Raw genomic sequence first — 5,777 nt, 5'->3', positions numbered from 1 at the left:
GATTCAGCGTCTGCTCGCGTTCATCATGACCGCCGCCCAGACCCGCGCCGCGCAACCGGCCGACCGCGTCGATTTCATCGATGAAGATGATGCACGGCGCGCTTTTCTTGCCTTGATCGAACAGGTCCCTTACGCGCGAAGCACCCACGCCGACAAACATTTCCACAAAGTCGGAGCCGGACATCGAGAAGAACGGCACTCCCGCTTCGCCCGCGACCGCACGCGCCAAAAGCGTCTTGCCCGTCCCCGGAGGTCCAACCAAAAGTGCACCCTTCGGAATCTTGCCGCCCAGCTTCTGGAATCTCCCCGGCTCCTTCAGGAACTCGATAACTTCCGCCAGCTCTTCCTTCGCCTCATCGCAGCCCGCCACGTCGTTGAAGGTCACCTTCGGGCGATCCTCGCTCATCAACTTGGCGCGCGACTTGCCGAACGTAAACAGCCCCTTCGGACCGGCGCCTTGCATCTGGCGCACGATAAACACCCACAACAGAATAATCAGCAGGAACGGCGCCAGCGTGATTAGATAGCCGACCCACCCCTCATCCGATTTCTCGGCGCTGATCTTCACCCCCGCCTCGCTCATCTTGGTCACCAGGTCGGTGTCGGCGAACGGTATCCGCGCCAGGAAACCCGACACCCCTTCCGTCCGGCCCTTCAGCCCTTCCGGCAGATACTTGGTCTTGAATTTACCGCGCACTTCGCGGTCGACGAAGGTCACATCGGAGATATTGCCCTGCTCAAGTTGTTGCAGCAGCTCGGTATACGTGATCTCGGCGCGGTCGGAAGTCGGCGACGAAATGTAGCGCACGACGACGATCACGATCAGGAAGAAGACCAGCCAGAAGATGATGCTGCGGCTGTTGCGTTTCCAGCCGGAATCCGGCTGCTTCATCGGATCCTCGCCCTTGCGCGGTCGCGGCGGCATCTGTGGCGGCTGCCGGTACATGTTATTTTCGTTCAAAATCTACTCCAGCTACGATTTTTCACGCCCACTCTCACGGTTTAACACCGCAATGTAAGGGAGGTTCCGGTACTTCTCCCCGTAATCGAGACCAAAACCCACCACGAAATCCGATTCGATGTCAAACCCGACATAGCGAATCGGCACCTCCACTTTGCGATTCGCCGTCTTGTTCAGCAATGTAATTACGTCAATCGACCGCGGTTTAGCTAACCCAAAATCCTCAAGCAGGATACGCAGCGTCAAGCCGGAATCGACAATGTCCTCCACCAACAAAATGTGCCGGTCGCGAATGTCTACCGAGAGATACTTGAAGAGGTCGACCACGCCGGAGGTTGTATCGGAACTGCCGTAAGAGCGCGCGGAAATAAAGTCCACCTGCAGATCAAAGTCTAACTTCAGGATCAGGCTCGCCAGAAAAACAAAGCTCCCCTTGAGCGTCCCCAGGATCACCGGATTCTTCCCGCCGTAATCACGCGTAATCTCAGCGGCCAACTCCTGGATGCGGCGCTGCAGCTGCTCTTCGCTGATAAGGATTTTGTGTTTGCGTCCGATATCAAAGGCCTCGATAACTTGCGACCTCCAACTTGATCACTCTCTCAGTTTTATCGGTCACTTTCACTTCATCCGCCAGAGCCTGGCCGATCACCCAGATGATCTTTCGCCCCGCCAGCAGCAGTGGAATCTCCTCGCGCACCGGTCGGTCAACCTTGCGATCGATGAAGAAATCCGACAGCTTCTTATCGCCGTTCAGACCCAGCGGCCGAAACCGGTCGCCGGCCCGCATCGTCCGCACTGTCAGTCTGCCCTTCAGCGCGTCAGCGTCAATCAACTCGCTGCACCCGTCGCCACGGGGAATTCGCTCGTTCCGGCGCCAGGCGGTTGCTGAACTGAGACGCAGGCTGATCCCGTATTCCGCAAGTTTACTCGTCCCGCTGCGTTTCACCGCCAGCGGCTTCGGAGCCACCGCGCTCTTGGCGTGATGAAGATACACTCGCTCGTTGCAGACCTCGGCGACCAGTCCGCGTTTAAGATCTACCCGTCCCTCGCCGCGTTCCAGTACCCGCAGAAACCGTTCGGTAGCTTCAAAATCAAAGTCTTGCAAAGAGCCGGACATGCGCTCAAAACACAGAGCCAGCACGATGCGGCGTACCAGCGGATGATAGGCGCGCAATTTGGTCAAATCAAGGACAATTTTCCCGAACGCCGTTCGGGTCGACTCGCGTACCAAAATCTCCTCGCCGATCTGCCGCAAGTACTCTTCGTGCTCCGCCAGCACCCGCGCGCTGCGGTCAAATGCGCTGATGGACTGCGCGCCGAGCACCTCGCGCAACACCGGCAGCACCCGCCGCCGCACGCGATTGCGCAAGTAATTCTCGGTCAGATTTGAGCTGTCCACCCGATGCGCCAACTGATGCTTCCCCAGATACGCTTCGATTTCCCCCCGCGTCCATTCAAGCAGCGGCCGGATGATCTTCCCCGTCCGCTTTCGAATTCCCCCCAGCCCGAACGTCCCCGCGCCGCGGCCGAGATTCATCAGCAGCGTCTCAACATTGTCCGATTTGTTATGCCCGATCGCGATCGCGTCGATCTCGTGCTTGCGGCACATCGCATCGAAGAATTCGTAGCGAATTCGCCGCGCCCGCGCCTGCAGATTTCCCTTCGCCAGCTCTCCCGCCCGCAACCGCCTGACAAACAGCCGCACCTTCAGCCGCTTGCACAGTTCGCGGCAAAAGCGTTCGTCCTGTTCTGACTCCGCCCCGCGCAGTCGGTAGTTGACGTGCGCCGCGTATACCCGTCCCCCTTCCGCTTTCGCCTTCTCTACCAGAAGATGCAGCAGCGCTACCGAGTCCGGTCCCCCCGACAGGGCGACCAGCACGGCAGCAGGTTGATCTTGATCCACAGGCTTGCGACTGGCTTTCTTCGATACCATTTGTGACAATATAACTTGCTGACGACCATCCGGCCGTCAATTTGTCAGGGAACGCTGGACGAACCCCAGTGTAGGCCTTATATTGGACTGATACTTACCGCATCTAACCATGGGATGAAAACGTGTCACAATCAATGCGTCAAGTTGCAGCGACCCTGGCTCTGACTCTGCTGGCACTCCTTCCACCGGTGGCTTCGGCGAGCGAGGTCACAGTCACCGTGGCCATTGTCCAGACTCCGATCGGCGCTGCCGGCTCGGTCGGTGTCTTCTGCACTTCCGACGTCCCGCTTGCCGGAATTCGCGTTCCCCTCATCCTTGACGACCCGGATATTCTCATCGACTCCGTCTCTTTCGCCAACAGCATCGCCGGCCCGCAGTTCGTTCGCAATTCGCAACTCTCCAACTCTAACCGCCGCGGTTTCACCGACATCTTGCCCGACGTCAACTTCCTCGCGCTGATCCAGCCCAATGATGATGAATTATTCCGCATCCACTACCGTGTGCGGCCCGATGCAACTCCCGGATTTGTCCCGATCGACACCTTCCGCACCCGCCACCAACTGAACGAAATCGTCTGGTTCGACCAACTGGAGGCCTCGGATGACGAAGGCCTCATGATCCTCCCCGACTTTCTCTGGGGCGGCATTCACATCGCTGATGTCCCCACCGATGCGGCCGACGAGTCGGTCGTCCTTCCGGGGAAGTTCGTATTGCAACAGAATCATCCCAATCCCTTCAATCCCGCCACTACGATTCCGTTCTCAATCCCCACACCGGCCGCGCTCTCGCTCGAAGTCTTTGACATCACTGGCCGTGTCGTTTGGCGAGGTGCCGCCGGGAATCTCTCTGCCGGTGATCACGAGATCGCTTTCGATGGCACATCCCTCCCTTCCGGTGTCTACTTCTATCGCTTGAACACGCCGTTCGGCAGCCTGACCCGTAAGATGACCTTGGTCAAATAGTTACGCGAAAGTGCCGCTCAAGAACTGAACAGGTTCCGCCGAAAACTGAATAGGGCTTGAATGTCGCCCGAATGCTGTAACTATGACCCAAACGGCCCCGGCAAAATCGCCGACCCAACGGATCGGCGAATACGATATTCTCCGCAAGATCGGCGAAGGCGGTCTGGCGGAAATCTTCCTCGCCCGCCAGCGCTCGCTCAACCGCCTGATCGCGATCAAAGTCCTCAAGAACAAGATTTCTGCCGATGACGAACTCGTGCGCCGCTTCGAACGCGAAGCCACCACGCTGGCGCGCATGAACCACCCCAATATCGTCCATGTCATCGACCGCGGCGAGGACAACGGCCGCCTCTTCTTCGCGATGGAGTACATCGAAGGCACCGACTTCAAGCAAATTCTCCAGCACTCCAACTGGCCGATCGAAAAGAAACTGGAGATCGTGGTGCAGGTGCTCAAAGGGCTCGACTACGCCCACAAAAACGGCGTCATCCACCGCGACATCAAACCCGCCAATATCTTGATCGACAGAGACGACAATGCGCTCGTCGCCGACTTCGGCATCGCCCAACTCCTCGGGCACGATACTTCCGAACGCACCGAATCCGGCATCATCATGGGCACCTACTCCTACATGTCGCCCGAACAGCGCGAAAACTCCGCCACCGTCGATCAGACTACCGACATCTACGCCGTCGGCGTCATGCTCTACGAAATCCTGACCGGCCGCAAACCGGAAGGCCGATTTAAACTTCCCTCCGAACTAAACCCGCAGGCGCCGCAAGGTTGCGATCACATCGTCCAGAAGGCCCTCCAGCAGGACCGCCGCGATCGCTACCAGAAGGCGGTCGAGATGAAAGACGAGCTGCTGGCCGTCATGTACCGCAAGTCCGACAACGTCGCCACCGATCCCCCCACGACTAAGATCAAGAATTTCGTCGGCAATTGCGCGTTTCTGGAGACGCTCAAGGAGGGACTCTACAGCTCATCCTATCTCGTTGAGGACCGCCTGACGCGCGCTCTCTTCGTCATCAAGAAACAGAACAAGCCCGATATCGGCCTGCGCGAGGCCAAACTGCTTTCCAATCTCAGCCACCAAAACATCCTGCGCATCCACGGCGCCGGCGCGGATGACGCCAAACTGGTCATCGTCATGGATTACGCGCAGGGCGGCTCGCTTGCTGACCGGCTGGTCAAGCCCCTCGAGTGGCGCGAGGCGCGTAAGCTGATGCTGCAGATCGCTCACGGCATGGACTTCGCCCACAAGAACAATATCGTCCATGGCAACCTCAAACCGGCCAATCTCCTCTTCGACCGCGACGAGAACCTGCGCATTGCCGATTTCGCGCTGATGCCCAATGTCGAGAAGAATGCCGTCAACTGGTACCAAGCGCCCGAGCGCCGCAGAAGCAAACAGGCCGACATCTACTCCGCCGGCATCATTTTCTACCAGTTGCTCACCAATCGCATCCCCACCTTCGACACTCACGGCAAATTCATGTGGATCGACTCCAACCGCGAAACCGGCGAATTCCAGCGCGGCCTGATCGAAAGCATGATCAAAACCGCCCCCTCCGATCGCTGTAAGTCGTTCGCCGAGGTGATCGAGCTGCTCAACAGCGAACAATCCACCGCCGCCGCCGAAGCGCCGGAGGACTCCGGTATCTTCGACCGCGACCTGCTGCGCCTGCTGCTCTGGGGCGGCCTCTTCCTCGCCGGCCTGATCTTCGTCGTGCTCATCGTCAGCGGCATCATCCGGTTCTAATCCGTTGCCGCCGCGCTATCCGGCCCCCAACAAAGACCTTGACAAATCGTATTCTGGGCGTATACTCGACACACTCTGGACGTCCCTATCGTCTAGTGGCCTAGGACACCGCCCTTTCACGGCGGCGACACGGGTTCGACTCCCGTTGGGGACGCCATT

At 58.6% G+C, this 5,777-nt stretch carries 5 protein-coding genes and 1 tRNA gene; 3 read left to right on the top strand and 3 right to left on the bottom strand.

Annotation, left to right across the window (positions count from 1 at the left end; genetic code table 11):
- From IT585_02250 to tilS, 3 genes are all read right to left on the bottom strand, one after another.
- On the bottom strand, window positions 1-892 hold an 892-nt coding region (locus IT585_02250), incomplete at its 3' end, for an ATP-dependent metallopeptidase FtsH/Yme1/Tma family protein (protein ID MCC6962051.1).
- Between the two features lie 81 nt (window positions 893-973).
- Window positions 974-1,531: a hypoxanthine phosphoribosyltransferase gene (gene hpt, locus IT585_02245; protein ID MCC6962050.1), complete on the bottom strand. Its 558-nt coding sequence runs from the start codon at window positions 1,529-1,531 to the stop codon at window positions 974-976.
- Window positions 1,518-2,894 (bottom strand): tRNA lysidine(34) synthetase TilS, encoded by a 1,377-nt coding sequence (tilS, locus tag IT585_02240; protein ID MCC6962049.1) that lies wholly within the window; start codon window positions 2,892-2,894, stop codon window positions 1,518-1,520. Before tilS ends, hpt begins: the two co-directional genes overlap by 14 nt.
- A 134-nt stretch (window positions 2,895-3,028) precedes the next feature.
- On the opposite strand from tilS, the gene IT585_02235 reads away from it, so the two are divergent.
- The 3 genes from IT585_02235 to IT585_02225 all read left to right on the top strand — a co-directional run bounded on the left by IT585_02235 (window position 3,029) and on the right by IT585_02225 (window position 5,775).
- Window positions 3,029-3,856, top strand: a complete 828-nt coding sequence (locus IT585_02235) for a T9SS type A sorting domain-containing protein (protein ID MCC6962048.1) — start codon at window positions 3,029-3,031, stop codon at window positions 3,854-3,856.
- Window positions 3,857-3,938: 82 nt separating this feature from the next.
- Window positions 3,939-5,618, top strand: coding sequence for a protein kinase (locus tag IT585_02230; protein ID MCC6962047.1), 1,680 nt, complete (start codon window positions 3,939-3,941; stop codon window positions 5,616-5,618).
- Window positions 5,619-5,699: 81 nt separating this feature from the next.
- Window positions 5,700-5,775, top strand: a tRNA-Glu gene (locus tag IT585_02225).
- The last annotated feature ends 2 nt before the right edge of the window (window positions 5,776-5,777 follow it).

This window comes from Candidatus Zixiibacteriota bacterium (genome assembly GCA_020853795.1).
Taxonomy (GTDB): domain Bacteria; phylum Zixibacteria; class MSB-5A5; order CAIYYT01; family CAIYYT01; genus JADJGC01.
Note: the sequence above shows the minus strand (reverse complement) of the source record. Positions and strands in the feature narration are given on the sequence as shown.

Excerpts from the sequence above, each read along its gene's own strand:
- tilS (MCC6962049.1), bottom strand. The coding sequence starts at position 2,894 with ATGGTATCGAAGAAAGCCAGTCGCAAGCCTGTGGATCAAGATCAACCT.
- IT585_02235 (MCC6962048.1), top strand. The coding sequence starts at position 3,029 with ATGCGTCAAGTTGCAGCGACCCTGGCTCTGACTCTGCTGGCACTCCTT.
- IT585_02230 (MCC6962047.1), top strand. The coding sequence starts at position 3,939 with ATGACCCAAACGGCCCCGGCAAAATCGCCGACCCAACGGATCGGCGAA.